The following is a 15,096-nucleotide window of genomic DNA, read 5'->3' on the forward strand; positions in this document are numbered from 1 at the left end:
ACCCCCGGCTTTCCGGCCCACCCTGGCCGGCCTTACCCACCACCTTCCTGTCCTTTAGCGATGCCAAACCGATCAGCCCTGAGCATGGAAGCAATGCGTCGTGACTGTCCGCTGCACGAAGCGCGTCGGCTTTCGCCCACACGCCGCTGCGCGGCCACCCTATCCGGATGCATCTCTCGATGCAGGGCCCTGCCGCGCCAGGATTGCGTCCTGATGCTGGCGGGCCCGCCGTGATGGGTGATTACCTGATGCGCTGTTCTGGTTCCGGTAGCGCCCTCCGGTTCGAAATTGCTCAGAAGCCTGCTATCCACCTTCTTGCGGTGCGCACATGGCTCCCCGCCCCAAAGCCAGATCATCCCCGCCGCAGTGTGTCGGGCTTCGTGATCCGCACCCAGCCAAGCGGCTGAACGGGCGTCGTGCATTCGCGTCGATTCCACAGAGCACCTGTCCGGTGTCCGGCTTCGGAATTGTCCGCACTACGGTCTATTTTCACGAACAGACCGCCAATCGGCTTGGTATCGCGGTGTCCGGTGTCCTCACTATCCGACACGGTCCACTTGATTTGATTGAAAAAAATGCCGGGAAAATTTCCGGCTTGGTCAACTGGTGTCCGCAAGCCCTCGCCAAGGAGGTTTTGGGACTTTCATTGCCGCGCAACTGGCGGCGAGGTCGATGCGTCGGGGACGCGGTAGGTGCTCGAAGCATAAACCAGCGACCCACAGCGTTGCAATGTTTGAGGGTCAAATTCGGGAGATTTTGGCGACTTGACTTTGACTTGGCCAAGGTAGAGTCAGCTATGTCGATGTGCCACGACGTCCGACTGAGTTGACCCGGGACCGAGTAAGTGCCACCAAGTGCCAAATGATTCCAGCGCCTTGCAGCGAGTCATTGGCACATGGCGCGCCCAAGACCGACTGTCTCCCAGAATCAGGTACCAAGTGCCACTTACTGGGACATTGGACGTCGCAGCACATCGTAGCCACCCATCACCCATTTCCTCTAGGAGAAGAGCAATGAAGATCTCGACCGTCGCTATCGACGTTGGCTATGGCAACACGAAGTCCGCCTTCCCCCTCGGTTCGGAGATCGCAACCAATATGTTTCCCTCGCTGGCTCCGGTTGCGGCCACGTCCTCTCTCACCGCGCACGCCGGCGGCATGTTTCGGGCGCGCAATGTCGTCAACGTCGAGATCGACGGCGCGCGGTACGAGGTCGGCCCCGATGTTTCGCTAAGCGCCGCGCACGTCAATACTGGTCGCTCGCTGTCCGAAGACTATGTGACGACGCCCAACTATGCCGCCCTGCTCGCCGGCTCGCTGCATTACGCCAACGCCTCCGAAGTGGACCGCCTTGTCCTCGGCCTGCCGGTGCACAACACGCACAAGTACGCTGCGTTCCTCAAGGACCGCTTCACGGGCACTCACAATTTTGGTTGGGGGAACGTTCAGATCAACAGCGTGCTGCCGCTGCCGCAGCCGCTGGGCACGCTGATCACCTACATCCAGCAAAGCGGCAACAAGTACGATCCGGACAACGCCTACCTGGTCATCGATGTCGGCTACTTTACGACCGACTGGGTGGTGGCCCGCGGGTACACCATGGACGACACCCGCAGCGGCGGCGCGCCTGGCGGTGCGGCCCGCATTTACCAGCAGGTGGCCAGCCTGATCTCTGCCGACCGTGGCCAGCCCACGGACAGCATCGAACGCATCGACAAGGCCATCCGGGACGCAAAGCCGATGGTGTTCTATGGCCAGGATCTCGACGTGTCGCCCTATCTCGCGGAGGCGATGGCCGTCACCCATCAGCCGGTCAAGGAAATCCAGGCGCGCGTCGGCCGCACCGAGGATATCCGGGCCATCATCCTGACTGGTGGTGGTGCCCAGCTCCACGCACCGACAATCCGCGCTGCATTCCCGCTGAATGTCATCCACATCATGGACGCCCCTTGCTTCGCCAACGTCCGCGGCTTCTTCTCCATCGGTTCCGCCAAGCAAGTTGCCAAGGCGGCCTGAGGACAGCGGCCATGGACAAGCTACAGATGACCGTGACGCTGTCCGCCGACTCAGCACCGGATCTGCTTGCATACCTGCGGCAGTACACGGGAGCGAGGGAGCGGTCGTTCATGCTCAGGCTGCTCGCACAACGAGGACTGCAGCAGGTGCTCAGCGCTGGCCCGGATGCGCTGCTGCGTCCGCTATCGCCAGCGCCCGCGTCTACCGGTACTCCGGCCGCGCCGCCGGGCGGCTGGAGACCGGATCAACCTGACCGGGTGCCGGCGACTCGGATGGAGACGCCGCCGGAAAGGCCTATTGGGTTGCGAGCCCCTGTGGGAGCGCCAGCTGCTGAACCGCCACCGCCGGCGCCCGCATCACTGGCACCTGCGGTGGGATCGGTGGCCGCGCCCGTGGCGGCCCCCACAACGGGTAGCCCGGATCCGCTTGCGGGTCTCGATCTTGGCGCCCTCAATGAGGCTATGGCACGATTCGAGTAATCGATATCCCCTTTGCGCAAGCTTGACAAGCGTCCTTCCGATGGCAAGCTTGTCTCGTCGGCAACAACAACTGAGGAACCGAACCATGTTCGAATACCTTTCCACCAATCACGATATCAACCGCTTCGTCTTCACGGTCCTCATCGGCTGGTGCGTGTGGGAAGCCCTTCTGGTGGTCTTCAAGGGCGTCAAGTCCCGCAAGCGAGGTTGACTCGCTGATCCACGCGGACAAAAAAAAAAGCCCAGCAATCGCTGGGCTTCTTGTTAAGGGTTGGCGCGCTCAATGCAGCGTCGGCGCAAGGCAGTAGTCGAGGGCGGAATCGAAAGACAGCAGCCGATCGAGGAACGTCATGCTTCCCGACGGATCACGGCGATACACATCAAAGAACTGCGCTTCCGACTGGCCGGCCGTGACGTCAGTCGCGGCCGAGCTGCGCATCGCGTGGATATGCAGCTTGTTGACGATGGCGGTGAATCCCTTCTGTGGCATTGTCAATCTCCTGAGAGAGCCTGCCACGGGGGTGCTCCCCCTGTGGGAAGGACCCACAGGGCAGAGGTTAAGTACGGCGCCACGAGAGGTGGCGATTAAGTCAGGCTGCGATCGCCTGGCAAGACATACGGCGCAACTGGTATTCGGTGCGCCATTGATCGCAGAAGTCAGTGCCCCGGACTTTGGGGCGATGCATTACGGTACGCAGCCCGGCAGCGCGCAAGCGCTTGTCCAGCTTCAATGCGTCAGCCATGCCTGGCGATTTTCCAGTCGCTGGGTCAATCTGGTCGAAATCCGCAAAGATGTGGACCGTGTGAATGCCCAGGCCTGGGGGTATCTCGAACTGGCTAAGCAACACGCGATTCAGACAATTCCAGGTCGGCACGCCAAAAAGCATGTAGGCTGCATATGCATTCTCCAGACCTTCGGCCACGCCCACTTCGCCGGCGCGTGGCGACATTAGCCGCACCGCACCACCGGAAACCGGCAAGGCCGACACATCGTTGCGCTTGGAAGGCAGGATTTCTCCATCCTCCGCGACAATCAATGCCTTGGCAGGGGCCGAAGGGTCCAACGAGGTACGATGCACCGTTGCCATGCGCCCATCCGGTAGCGTGAACTTCGCAAGGATTGTTGGATAGCGGCCGATGATCTGACCGTCATGCCAGTAATCCTGCATCGCAAGACGCAGCGCGCTTGGCTTTGGTGCCCGCAGGCCTGGCACGCGTGCAGCGAGATACCGCATGGCGTGATCCCCAGGCGACAGCTCCGTTGCGGCGTTCCACTTCCTGGCGATGCGGCGCAGCTTTGCTGCCGAGTCATTGATCTTGTGACGAGGCGCTGGACCTCGCATTGCGCTAGCCTCGATCGGAAGGGCTGGCCCACCATTCAGTTCCAGCAGCAGCTGTCGATACGACAAGCCGGTGAAGCAGCGTACGAGCTCCAGGCCGTCGCCAGCTTTCGGACTTCCTGCATTGCACTTGCGGCACACCCAGTCGCCGCGGCCGCGCTTGTTGTCATACGTGAAACGGTCGTGGCCACCGCAGAGGGGGCAGGGACCGGGGCGGCCCTGCCAGAAGCTGTCCGTCAGGACTTCCGCTGGCAGATAACGCCTGAGCAGACCTTCCCATTGAGCGGGCGTCCAGCTTCCAACAATGTCACTCAGATATTTCATGGGATGGCTCCGTAATGGGAGGATGGGTCGATGCCTGAGACAGGCGTGAAGACGCTTGCTCAAAGGACATCCCGGCGTTGGCCAGAAGGTCGTTTCAGCATGGCGAGGGGAGAATGTCGGCGGGATCGCCGCGGAAGGAGAACTGCGACCGCCGAAGCGATCGCAGTTGTGAAGGCAGAGTTCAGCTGGCTGATGCGGGTAGGAGATCAGCAGCCGTTACACCAGAACGGGATGCCGTCCAGTGCTTACTCAAGATTAGAACGGAATATCGTCGTCCATATCCTCGAAGCCGTTCGACGCCGGCTGCTGCGGACGGCGCGCGGCGCCACCCTGCTGGCCGCCACCGCCCTGCGCGCCACGGCCGCTGCCATAGCCGCCGCCCGAAGATTCACGCTGATAACCGCCGCCCCCGTGGCCGCCTTCATCGCCGCCGCTGTCGCCGCCGCCCTGGCGCGAACCCAGCATCTGCATCTGGTCGGCGACGATCTCGGTGGAGTACTTGTCCTGGCCGGACTGATCCTGCCACTTTCGGGTGCGGATGCGGCCTTCGATATAGACCGATGAGCCCTTGCGCAGGTACTGGGCGGCGATCTCGGCCACCTTGCCGAACATCGCTACACGATGCCACTCGGTGGCTTCCTTCATCTCGCCGGACGGCTTGTCCTTGTAGCGATCAGTGGTGGCAATGCGAATGTTGGTGACCGCATCGCCGCTGGGCATGTATCGGGTTTCCGGGTCTGCACCCAGGTTGCCCACGAGGATGACCTTGTTTACGGATGCCATGATCCTTCCAATTCAATGTACGAGGTTAATTGACCAGACCCAACGATCCCAGAGCTTTTGCACTCCGGTCGCGCGGTCCATGATGGGTGCACCGCTCTTCTTGTCGAAGGCAGGCACTTTTTCCCGATGCAGTCTCCTGACGGCAATCCGGTCCCCCAGCTTGCAACGAGCGTCGGCCAGCGCATCCTTAAGGCCTTCGCCTTGAAGGATCTTCTCGCCGGTGGCCGTTGAAAGCTTCAGCGCGAACGACGTGTAGGAACGAGGCCCGCCCGCCTTTCGGTTAGGGAATGTCATTTCGCCCCACTCGAGCAGCTCACCCACGGTGTAGGTTTGAGAGGAGGCCTGCGCCGGCGCAGCACTTCCGGAGCCGCTGCTGGCCACCTCCTGTCGACCACCACCCTCCGCACTCGGCGCGGAACGAGTCGGCCGCTCGCGGAGGCGGAGCTCCGGCTCCACAGCAGCTTGCGAAGGCCCCTGGGAATCAGGCGGGTTGCCGTCCTGAATGACGCTCGCAGCAACGTGTTCCAGCGACATGTCCACATGCTCGCTGACCTTTTTCCACCGGGGGAAGACTTCAGGCAGCAGCTTATCGCCATACGGGGTGCGTTGGAGCCGGTGTTCGAACACACCAACGAAGTGAACCACGCGATCACATTCCTTCCGAAGCAGATGCGGGACACCGTGAACATAGAACTGCCGTTCGTTCGGGTCCCCTCTCCCAACGGGAATCGGATCGGTGCTGTCCCCTCGTTGCTCAGGGTTCAGGACTGCGGCAACGCGCTTGATGAGGTTGAGCCAGGACATGATCAGAGAAGTGAGCCGCAGCACAAGCGACGGACCGCTTCAAGGTCCTCGCGCAGGCGGCGGTGGTTCAGAATCACGTCTTGCAGCGTCTCGGGGTCGACCCCCGATACCGCGCAGACGTACGTGTAGGGCAGTGCGCCGTTCCAGTATCCAAAGATCCAGCCCAGCGTCATGGAGTACTCCTCCCGGTCGAGCGTGCGATTGCGCATGCGGGCACGCAGCATCTCGGCGCAATCGATCAGGGACTCGGGCATGTTGTCGCCGCGCCTGCTGTCGCAGGCCAGGCTGATCAGGGCGTCGACCATTTTCTCCCGCACCGACTCGCTCCAGAGGGACGGGTCAGGCAAGGGGTCGAGCTTGGGGGGCGGCACCTCGATAGCGGCTGCTTCACCGAAGAAGTCCAGCTGCCATCCGGCGGTTGTGGTTTCCATGATGGTCTCCGGGTAGGCACCCGACAGACCCACCTGGCGGCGGGTATCGGATACCCGCGACAGGTGAAAAGCGCCGCCCAGAGGGGCGGCATGGGAATTAGGAGCGGTCGTGCGTTCCTGTCCGGCGAATAGGCGTTACCACAGCCGAGCGCTCGTACTGGCGCTCGGGCTCCGGCATCTCCTCAGCTTCGGGCTTCAACTTGGACAGGTTGTCCGGCATCGAAACCTTCGGTGCAGCGGGAATTGCTTTGGACCAGGCCACACCCCTGTGATACAGGAACGAGAGCCCGACGACGGTCACAAAAGCACCGACGATGAACGACTGCGAGGCCACATACAGCACCATGCAGAACATAAAGAGTTGGAACGGACGCTTGATGAGGTTCGTGACAAAGGATTCCACGGTTTCTCTCCAGAAACAAAAAAAGGGAATTCCTGGCGGATGCCAGGCGATTATTCGATGCTCGGGCGAGCAAGGAATCTCTGGAGGGAAGCTGCAGCGCTTCAACGTACTTGCGTCATGCGGTAGTGCATGGCGAAAGCACGCTGGCGGGGATGAGGGGCTGCTGCAATGGAGCGCTAGGTAACCCTAGGCTCATGTCGATGCGTGGTGAACGCTGAAGTCCATCCGATCCTAATTGGACTCTGCTGTCGACAAGCGGCAGAAAGCTCACCAAAAACACCCCGCTTTCCGAAAACTTGGCCTGAGCATGCTCATCGTTCGACCTGGCCACCGTACCCGGCGCTCCAGAACCAGCGCGACACAAACGCACCATGAGGCACCGATATTCGTCTCTTTTATCTCTGATGTAAGCGTTGTTTAATTCGACCCCTCACCTTAGGGGTAAACCTCTACATTTGATCGCCGGCGACGCCGATATGGGCTGCATAAGCAACCAGCTTTCTGCCATCACCGACGAAAGCCACCCCTAAAAGAAGCGCTTTCTCCGGACAACGCGGCTGTCTCGTTTCGTAAGCTCCTCGAGTTCACTTGACAACGTTTTTGGGTCGTTACGCTGGTTGTCAGGGTCCATTTCCGAGAGCAAAGAATGCCGCAAAGCCAAGACAAGCCCAAAGAGAATCCGGCCGTACAGGCAGACATCGTCAATTTCCCGTTGCAACCCGAAGCTTCACGTGCCGAGTTCGCACTGCGTAGAGCGCTTGGTGGCGTAGCGGTGAACGAGGATTCGTTCAGCCGGCTACTCCAATGCGTGCGAAACCTGCAGCGGACGAGGGACAAGATTGAGCGGCTACTGCAAGACCAGGGGGCCGATCTCCAAGTCATGCACGACCATACGACCGAAATTGCAGTCGGTCTGTATGGCGACACCAGAGCCGCACACACACGTGCATGGGAGATGTTCTATACGATCGCCGAGGAGGTCTTGGGCCTGACACGCAGCCAGGCCCATTTACAGCTGAACCTGTACAGGCGCTTTCTGCAACACAACGGCGCGCTCACGAAACTGAACATCGGTGAGCTGATGATTCTTCGCCGTAGTGACTACACCGCGGAGGAAATCGACGCCGTGATCGAATTCAAAGAGAACGATCCGGCGTATCGACGTAAGGATATTCGCGAGTTCGTTGAGCGACTGCGCCGCAAACAGGAGGAAGTCCTCGATGTGCAGTCCAAGCTCGACGTCGCCACAGCCGAACTGGCGACCACGATCTCGGAGAATGCCGACAAGGACCACGAAATCCGACGTCTCAACACCGAGCTGTCCCGCTTGACGGCCGAGCGCGACACCGACCGTCTGACGCTTACCCAATTGCGGGAGGAGATGACCAGACAAAACTCCAGTTACAGTGCGCTCGGAATGCAGGTCGCAGACCTGGAGCGGGAGAAGCGCGAGCTTCAGGAGCGCATCGCATTTGCGAAGGGAAACGTCCGCCCTGAATCAATCGAAGTGCCCATCGTTCCCCCAGGCTATGCCACGTTGGAAGATGCATTGGCAGCCAAGAACGACGAGCTTACGACCGCCAAGGCCGAGCTGAACAACGTCATTGCTCACCGGCACAGGATTGAAGAAGAGCTAGCCGAACGGACCGCGGTCCTGGACAAGCGAGCCCGAGCCCATGACGAGCTGGCAAAGCTAGTGGATGCGTTCCGGCAGGCGGTCTCGAGCTTTGCGTCGGCCCAGTTGACGGTGCAGATGGCCGGCGACATCTCCGAATTCCGCCCGACCCTGACAGTCCTCGACGGCATCGTCGGACGTCTTCAATCCGAGATTCGCTCTGCGATCAAAGCAAAATAGGAGCAACGACCCATGCAATCGCTTTCCCCAACCGCTGAGTTCGAGCGCCTGCAACTTACCCGGATGACGTGTGATCGTATTCGCTCGGCTAACTATCACCTCACCGACCACCTGGCCGAACTTCTGGGGGCACATCCCGAGCTTGAGCAACCCCTGCACATCAGCAAAGCCGCCGTCGATCGGGTGCGCAAAGCTGAGGCGACACAGCGAGACTTGATGGGCACGCCGTTCCTCGTTGTCGTGCCCACGCTGTCCGAAGTACAGGATTGGCGGTGCCTGGCCGAAAATACTACAACGACCCTGGCCGTCGACGCATTGCGCTCGCAGATGCCCATCTGGAGCAACGACGACAAGCTCCGGTTGTTCTACAACAATCGCCATTACATCTGGCTGATCGTTGAACTGCTGCACGTCAGCATTCTGGCCGCGCCGCTTCTCGGAATCACCAAGGAGCTGGCAGATTACCTGCGATCTCTCCCGCAGCATGTGCTCGACATGGCCATCGCACGGGTCGACTTTCCGATCTTCCGCTGGCGCTTGCATAGCAAGACCTTCTGGGTCGACTTCGACTCGAAACGGCTGGGACCGGATTCCAATGGCCATCACTTCCTCGCCTCTACGCCGATGCGCGCCGACCGTATGGCAACGAAGCATAGCTGGACCAATCTCAGGTTGGAGCCGTTTCAAAAGAAGGTGTACAGCGAGATGATGGTTCGTAGTCACTGCCGAGCTTCCACAATCACGTCCCTGCTGGGGATTACCTCCACGCGCACGCGAACGCTCTTTCAACAGATCCATGGGAGGTCCTCGCCATCGGGGCAGCTGCCTACCTCGACCGCATGGTACTTCGAGCATCCGACGCATCGGCTCCAGGCGACCATCATGGTTTCGCTATACCGCATCGCATTGGCCTTCGGAGCCAACGTCCCCGAGGCCTTCATCTCAGCCTATAACCTCTTCGACAAGTTCTTCGGAACTACCTCGAAAATCTCAGCGGACCGTGCGTGCCACATTTGCCGGACCATGTCCACCGACGCACAGCTGGAACTCGCACCCTGCAGGGTCTGCAGGACCCCCTATCTCATTGCGAATACTGCGCCGCGCATTGAACTAAGCCATGCGTTCTCCTGCCCAGGCTGTAGCGGAACGTTGGGTGGTCACGGTGGATCTCTTCGTCGTCGCAAGTAAGCGAAGGAAATTTGGAATGCACACCTTCATCCTTTTCGTCTTGCTCTTTGTGGTACCCCCGATTCTGGCCTACCGACTGGCTCGTCGTTGGGGCAGGAGCGGCTTCAAATGGGCGGTGATTTGCTTTTGCACGCACTACTTCGGCCTGCTCCTACTCATTCTTCTGCCGTCAAAGGCGACGCCGACGCTTCAGAACTATCGGCTTGCAAATCCTCAATGCGCAACGAAGCACGGGATGTGCTGCAACTCATGCGGTTCCCGCAGCATTCGCATCTGGCGCAAGCAATGGATGCTTACGGTGAAGCAGTACCACGTCTGCAATCACTGCGGTCAGACGCTCTACACCACCTGATCAGATACCCCCCAACCAGGGGGGTCAAGTTCTCGCTAAGCTTGCCGTCCTATCTCCTGTCCGATCGTGTATTCTCACGCCCGGCTGGGGATTGGCGGCACTTGACTTCTTGCGCAGGCCGGTAAGCTAAGAGTAACGGTCGATCCCCGGCCGGTCCAAAGTCAGAGGAAGAAAAGAACATGCAACAATCCAAACTCGCTCTCTCGGCCCTGGTCACGGCCATGACGCTCGCTCTCGCCGCGTGTGGCGGTGGTGGCGGAGGTGATGACGGCGGTTCCAAGCAAGAGCCTAGCACCCCGACCGCGCCGACGACGCCGCAAGGCCCGACTTCGGTGCCGCCTTCGACCACCGTCACTCCACCGACGTATGCAACGACTGACGCGCGGTTGGCAACCTTTAACGAAGTGAACGACTACCGCCTCAAGATGGGTGTAGGCGCGTTACGTCAAGATGACGCATTGGATAAGGCAGCAGACAGCCATCTTTCTTACCAGAAGGTGAATTCAGATTTCGGGCACGACGAGATTGCTGGAAAGCCGGGATACACAGGGGTCACTCCTTACGACCAGGCAGTTGCTGCTGGAGCTATGTCGAACCAGTGGATTGCGCAGGTATCTGATCGGTCCGCCTTCTGCGTTGATAGCTTCAAGAATTCGATCTATCACTTGCAAGCTCTCACCAGCAATCAGGAGACTATCGGTATTGCGAACCGCGATAGCCTCTGTGTCATTAATTTCGGTGTAGTCACCGGAGCCAACGGAAGCGGTTATGGGCTTCCCACATGGGGCGGTCAACAATTGACCGAGACGGCCTTCGCTTATTCCCCTATCGATGGGGAGAATGTTTGGGGATCGTTTATTCCTGCGGCAGAGTCGCCGAATCCTGCGCCGGACCTCTCCACCGCAGGTCATCCCATCATGTTCAGGGTCCCGTCTGCGAAGGCGTCCGATGTGCTGACCGTATCCAGCTTCTCGCTCGCGGGTCCCGGTGGAGTCGCTATTCCGGTGCGCATCCTGGTTCCGACGAACGCGAAACCCGGCTCCGTAAGTAGCGCCATCGAAGACGCCCGTCTCTATTCGGGTGTCGCATTCATGCTCCCGACGCAGCCGCTTCCGGCTGGAACCTATACTGCTACCTTTAGCGGCGCTCGAAACGGCGTAGCCGTCAGCAAGACTTGGAGCTTTACAGCGTTCTAGGCTGACAACCACTGAGAACAGACTAAGCGTCTGCAAGACACGAGCCCGCGATTGCGGGCTCTTTCACGTGGTGCGGTCCCTCGGGTGTTAGTTGCAGACTTCGTAGAACGCAGTATCGCCGTAGTTTCCGTTGCCGAGCTCCGACCTCTTCCAGGCACCCAAGCGGTATTGGGTCGCTGCAAGAGCGGCCATCGCCTTATTGTAAAGATCCTGTTGATCGGCGATTTCCCAGTGCGACCAAATTCTGGACCACACCGGTGTATAGCCCCCATCGTAGACGGCAATTCCCTGGCCAGCGCAGCCACCATCGGCCGAGCAGTCTCCCATAGACCCGATCGCGATAGCGACTGTTGGGTGCTGAAACCGGCACGCTGGAGGGGGAGGAGGCGGAGGGGGCGGCGTCGGCGCGGGTTCTGGTACGCCACAGTATGGCAAACCGTTTCCCCGCCGCAACCACTGCTGACCGGGCAGACAATCGGCAACGGTCATTGGCGGTGCGGGGAACGAATACAGTTGCGCGCTCGTTCCGGGAATACATGCGATGAGACTGCACGCCAGGATGAAGCGTTTCATTAGTTTTTCCTTGCTAGTACATGCAGCCAGTCGTAACGGTTCCTACCAACTGCCCACCCAGCGCGCCGACATCGTTCCCGCTATACCAAGCCGCCGGCGAGATTGCATTCGCCTGCGCATACCAATAGGTGCCATAGTCGTTCATCGAGAAGTACGTGCCTTGAATCGGGGGCATGACGTTCCCTGTAATGTTCACCATCTGCTGCTTCGGCGTGTAGAGCGCCCATGCGGTGCCGCCCGGACAGTAGTCCTTGCCGAACGTCATCCCGTCGGTCACGTTGTCGTACTTTCGCGTAACGGACATATTGCCGAGCGCATTGTTCAGCGTCACATAGCGATTGCCCTTGCAGATGTAGCCGACATTGGTCGCACCCGTCGCCAGCTGGCCGCTGTTGGTGCACGCCATCCCTTCGTAGATGTTCGCCACCGCGGTGCCGATAGGCTGCCAGACGCCACCGAAGCAGATCACGAAGCCCGTGCCGGTGTTGCTCCTGCGCGTGGATGGTTCCACGTTACAGGCCGAGCCGGTCACGGCGGTGTTCGTGATGTAGGTCTCGCCATTGCTCGTCAGCGCCGTTGTGGTAGTCACGCGCCTTGCGTTGTTCACGTCGTTGCCCCCCATGTCGAGGGAGGTCTGCATCCGGTTCAGTTCGGGATGACCTGGCACCTGAACCCGATAGAGGTAGCCGCTGTTGGCCTGCGTGCCGGTAAAGGCGAGCAACGAAGCCAGCCGACCGCTTCCGGGGTTGGTGTAGTTGGCCAGCGGCACCTGCCAGGCGCCGTAGGCGCCATAGGCATTGCTTGCCACCATCGTCGGGTCCCCGTTCTGCCCCGGATACGGCACGAACCCACCCTGCGCGCCGGCCTGGGCCGCGATCTGCACCAGCTGGCGCGTGTCCGAGATCGGCCTTCCGCCCTGCGACGTCACCAGTGCCTGCAGCGTGTTCGGCGTGGGCTGAAGGACCTGGAGCAGCCAGGTCTGCCCGAATACGTTCGTCGCGGAGAACCCGGCTGGCAGGTACCCGCCGTTGATGAGCATCGCCGGGGTGACCGAGACCGGTACGCTGGCAGTGGCCTGCGCGGCAAGTGTGGCGGCTTCGTCCTGCACGAACTGCAATGCCGCCTTGTCGAAGACCAGCATTTGGCTGGCCGCGGCCGCCGTCTGCACGTTGGTGACACCGGCTTTTGCCCACGTCGCAAAGCCGGCGATGCTCAGCATCGACAGCATCAGCGCGACGAGATAACCCAGTATGGCTTCCATTCGAGTCTCAGGTATTCAGCTGGACCCAGTGGACCAGCGTCCCAACAGGAATTGACGCCGGCACGCTGTAGGCCGTGCCGGTCGCAAGATTGACGGCGGTGCCCTGACTGCGGACACGGAACCACGCCACGCTGCCTTCGGTGCTGTTCAGCAGCACCGCGCCTGCGCCCGGAGCGACGCGCACGAATCCATAGACGTCCCTGCCGCCCGCCGGGTTGGCCACTGCCATGCAGCCGGCACCGGCAGGTGCGACCATCCCGGCCGGCAGCATGGGAGCCACGCTCGCCCCGACGAGACCGGGCGTGGCGCCGGCGGTCGAGACGCACGCGGCGCCATAGGCCTGTGCCTGCTGCGCGGTCACTGCGGCAACGGACTCCATGCGCCCGGGCACGCCAGCGCCGGGGACAGCCTGCGACAGCTGTCGGCTCTGCGCCACGATGCCCATGCAGAACAGCACCGTGGCTAACGGCAGGATGAGGTATCCCATGCTCGTCTCCAAGATCCCGGCGTCACGCCGCGAACATCACTGGAAGGTCAGCGCAAAGGCCGCGGTGGCACTGCAGGCTGCTCCAGCGGTAACCTGGTCCGGCAGGTTGCCCTGGTCGAACGTCGTCGTGCCAACCGTCAACGTCACGTAATCCTTCAGGCCAAGTGCCGCGCTCACGCACTGCTTTGCCGTCTGTGCGTTGCCGCCACCGAAGGAAATCACGCCCCGCGAGCCATTGTTTGCCGAAGCGAGCGTGACCGCATTTCCCCAGGGATCGACCAGCGCATTGCCGCGGACCATGTCGGTGGGAAACATGCCGCCGGTGATCATCGCTGCGATGTTTGCCGTCGTGAAGTTGGTATAGCCGTTGTTGCCTTGGGAGAACCCGGCACGGGCGTTAGTAATCAGCTGCGTGATATTGGTTGCCACCACGCTCGCCTTGTGGTTCTGGAACCCGTTGTAGCCGGCATAAGCGATGCCTACCAGTGCAAGCAGGCCCAAGACAATGGCGACGACGCGCCCGAGAATGCCATCCATGTGAAACTCCTATGCTGTTGAACACGCCAAGATTTAGAACTTGCCCATCGACGACGTGAGGATCGATGAGAGAGAGTTGGAGCCCAGTTGCAGCACTACGAAGGCGAGGAACATCAGACCGGTGAAGGCCGCCGACATGACCATGCCTTTGGCGAGCAATTGCCGCTCGATGACCTCCGCGTTCTGCCGCACGGCGACCGTGATCTTTTCGGTGAAGTCATCGAACCCAGCATACGCACCGATTTCGTCAATCAAGTCCATCGACGGGAAGCCATACCCGGTCTGCCGCATCGCCTCCGCCAGGTCCAGGCCGTCGGTAAGTCCGAGGCGGATGGGCTTGAGTCGTGACGCCATCCATGGCGAAGCGGTCTGGATCTGCCCCTCCAAGGCGACCACGTCAGGCACGTTCGCCCGCAAGAGCGCTACAAACGACCTGAGCCAGGTGAATCCGTTGATCTCGCGATACACCGTAAAGGGAAAGACATGCTGGTCAAGGAAGCGCCTGCCCGAGCCGTTCCATCGGGGTAGCGCCCACCAGCTCCATATCGCATAGGCACCCAGGCTCCCGAACAGGACCGGCGCAGGCCACCCCACCGCCAGTTGACCCATCCAGTACATGGCATAGGCCCAGTCCGTCCACTGGTCCAGCGGCACGAAGTCCAGAAACTGCGGCACGATCTGGGCACCGATCAAGAGCAGCACCGCGTATAGCGTCAGCAGGTACACCGTTGGGGCAAAGAAGCTGGCCTGCAACTTCTGACGCAGCCGGGTTGTCTGCTCGCGCACGTCAAGGACCAGACGCATGGCCTCCGGCAACTGCCCGGCACGTTCGCCCGCATCCAGCACGCTGCGCTCCAGATCGCTGAGCCCCGCCCCCATCGCCGCCATCAGGGTCATGCCGTCCCGGACCTTTCGGGCGACGTCATGCGCGGCCTCTGCCGCTCGCTCACGCCCCCGTCGGGCCAGCCGCTCGCGGAAGTCCTCCAGAATCTGTGCGAGGCCGAGTCCGTTTTCAAGCTGGCTCGATGCCTGCTGGTACAGGCGTCGGCGCATGCTCCAGGATAGTCC

16 protein-coding genes are annotated in these 15,096 nt (G+C 60.9%); 6 read left to right on the forward strand and 10 right to left on the reverse strand.

Annotation, left to right across the window (positions count from 1 at the left end; translation table 11 throughout):
• Positions 1–1,013 precede the first annotated feature (1,013 nt).
• The gene (locus VSR71_RS28315; protein WP_115683961.1) at positions 1,014–2,015 is read left to right on the forward strand and encodes a PRTRC system protein D; all 1,002 of its coding nucleotides are present in this window, start codon (positions 1,014–1,016) and stop codon (positions 2,013–2,015) included.
• Between the two features lie 564 nt (positions 2,016–2,579).
• Complete coding sequence (locus VSR71_RS28320; protein ID WP_269462463.1) at positions 2,580–2,705, forward strand: hypothetical protein; 126 nt, start codon at positions 2,580–2,582, stop codon at positions 2,703–2,705.
• Positions 2,706–2,774: 69 nt separating this feature from the next.
• Here the strand turns inward: VSR71_RS28320 and VSR71_RS28325 are convergent, their stop codons facing one another.
• From VSR71_RS28325 to VSR71_RS28350, 6 genes are all read right to left on the reverse strand, one after another.
• Positions 2,775–2,984, reverse strand: a complete 210-nt coding sequence (locus tag VSR71_RS28325; protein WP_115683962.1) for a hypothetical protein — start codon at positions 2,982–2,984, stop codon at positions 2,775–2,777.
• A 100-nt stretch (positions 2,985–3,084) separates the two neighbouring features.
• Entirely contained in the window at positions 3,085–4,158 is a 1,074-nt protein-coding gene (locus VSR71_RS28330; protein WP_115683963.1) for a primase-helicase zinc-binding domain-containing protein, read from the reverse strand.
• 255 nt (positions 4,159–4,413) lie between these two features.
• Complete coding sequence (locus tag VSR71_RS28335; protein WP_115683964.1) at positions 4,414–4,941, reverse strand: single-stranded DNA-binding protein; 528 nt, start codon at positions 4,939–4,941, stop codon at positions 4,414–4,416.
• A gap of 12 nt (positions 4,942–4,953) precedes the next feature.
• A complete protein-coding gene (locus VSR71_RS28340) occupies positions 4,954–5,745 on the reverse strand; it encodes a hypothetical protein (RefSeq protein WP_172583727.1) in 792 nt (263 codons plus the stop codon).
• A 2-nt stretch (positions 5,746–5,747) separates the two neighbouring features.
• A complete protein-coding gene (locus VSR71_RS28345) occupies positions 5,748–6,176 on the reverse strand; it encodes a hypothetical protein (protein ID WP_115683965.1) in 429 nt (142 codons plus the stop codon).
• Between the two features lie 97 nt (positions 6,177–6,273).
• Complete coding sequence (locus tag VSR71_RS28350; RefSeq protein WP_115683966.1) at positions 6,274–6,579, reverse strand: hypothetical protein; 306 nt, start codon at positions 6,577–6,579, stop codon at positions 6,274–6,276.
• A gap of 646 nt (positions 6,580–7,225) precedes the next feature.
• Here VSR71_RS28350 and VSR71_RS28355 point away from each other — a divergent pair.
• The 4 genes from VSR71_RS28355 to VSR71_RS28370 all read left to right on the forward strand — a co-directional run bounded on the left by VSR71_RS28355 (position 7,226) and on the right by VSR71_RS28370 (position 11,170).
• A complete protein-coding gene (locus VSR71_RS28355) occupies positions 7,226–8,434 on the forward strand; it encodes a hypothetical protein (RefSeq protein ID WP_115683967.1) in 1,209 nt (402 codons plus the stop codon).
• Positions 8,435–8,446: 12 nt separating this feature from the next.
• Positions 8,447–9,622 (forward strand): FlhC family transcriptional regulator, encoded by a 1,176-nt coding sequence (locus VSR71_RS28360; protein ID WP_115683968.1) that lies wholly within the window; start codon positions 8,447–8,449, stop codon positions 9,620–9,622.
• Between the two features lie 16 nt (positions 9,623–9,638).
• Complete coding sequence (locus tag VSR71_RS28365; RefSeq protein WP_115683969.1) at positions 9,639–9,974, forward strand: hypothetical protein; 336 nt, start codon at positions 9,639–9,641, stop codon at positions 9,972–9,974.
• A 179-nt stretch (positions 9,975–10,153) separates the two neighbouring features.
• Positions 10,154–11,170: a CAP domain-containing protein gene (locus VSR71_RS28370; RefSeq protein WP_115683970.1), complete on the forward strand. Its 1,017-nt coding sequence runs from the start codon at positions 10,154–10,156 to the stop codon at positions 11,168–11,170.
• Positions 11,171–11,756: 586 nt separating this feature from the next.
• Here the strand turns inward: VSR71_RS28370 and pilV are convergent.
• From pilV to VSR71_RS28390, 4 genes are read right to left on the reverse strand one after another with little or no spacing between them, the layout of a single operon-like run.
• Positions 11,757–13,004, reverse strand: coding sequence for a shufflon system plasmid conjugative transfer pilus tip adhesin PilV (gene pilV, locus VSR71_RS28375; RefSeq protein ID WP_115683972.1), 1,248 nt, complete (start codon positions 13,002–13,004; stop codon positions 11,757–11,759).
• A gap of 7 nt (positions 13,005–13,011) precedes the next feature.
• The gene (locus VSR71_RS28380) at positions 13,012–13,491 is read right to left on the reverse strand and encodes a hypothetical protein (protein WP_115683973.1); all 480 of its coding nucleotides are present in this window, start codon (positions 13,489–13,491) and stop codon (positions 13,012–13,014) included.
• Between the two features lie 36 nt (positions 13,492–13,527).
• Positions 13,528–14,028, reverse strand: coding sequence for a type 4 pilus major pilin (locus VSR71_RS28385; RefSeq protein ID WP_115683974.1), 501 nt, complete (start codon positions 14,026–14,028; stop codon positions 13,528–13,530).
• 33 nt (positions 14,029–14,061) lie between these two features.
• Positions 14,062–15,081, reverse strand: coding sequence for a type II secretion system F family protein (locus VSR71_RS28390; RefSeq protein ID WP_231942360.1), 1,020 nt, complete (start codon positions 15,079–15,081; stop codon positions 14,062–14,064).
• Positions 15,082–15,096: the final 15 nt, after the last annotated feature.

The organism is Cupriavidus oxalaticus, assembly GCF_038900635.1.
Lineage (GTDB): Bacteria > Pseudomonadota > Gammaproteobacteria > Burkholderiales > Burkholderiaceae > Cupriavidus > Cupriavidus oxalaticus_B.